The organism is Novacetimonas hansenii JCM 7643, assembly GCF_000964405.1.
Lineage (GTDB): Bacteria > Pseudomonadota > Alphaproteobacteria > Acetobacterales > Acetobacteraceae > Novacetimonas > Novacetimonas hansenii.
In genome coordinates this window covers 1-473 of record NZ_BANE01000329.1, presented here as the reverse complement: position 1 = coordinate 473, position 473 = coordinate 1, and the positions used below count along the sequence as shown (strand labels likewise).

General features: G+C 64.1%; 1 protein-coding gene. It reads left to right on the top strand.

Features of this window, described 5'->3' with window-relative positions:
• Positions 1-473 (top strand): MotA/TolQ/ExbB proton channel family protein (locus B7G66_RS16100; protein WP_048859394.1); only part of this gene is annotated, 473 nt, incomplete at both ends.

Here is a 473-nt window from a genome sequence, read left to right as displayed (position 1 = left end):
CCCGCTGCTGATGCCGCCCCCGCCGCCCCGGCGCCCGATGCACCGCCGCCGCCCCCGCCTGCACCCGAAGGCAACCCGTACGGCCTGGGTGCCCTGTGGGCAAACGGTGACTTCATCGCCCGTGGCGTCCTGCTGATCATGGTGTTCATGTCGGTCGGCACCTGGGTCATCATGATCAAGAAGTTCTTTGAGCAGGCAAGCCTGTTCAGCGCGGGCAAGGACGTGACGTCCAAGTTCTGGACCAAGCCGACGATCAAGCAGGGCGCGGACGCGCTGCCGGCGAACTCCCCGTTCCGCTATATCGCGGAAACCGGTGTGAAGGCTGCTGAACATCACGAAGGCACGATGCAGGAATCCATCGACCTGCATTCGTGGACGACGATGTCGATCCAGCGTTCGGTCGATCTGATCCAGACGCGCCTTCAGGGTGGGCTTGCGTTCCTTGGGACCGTGGGTTCGACCTCTCCGTTCGT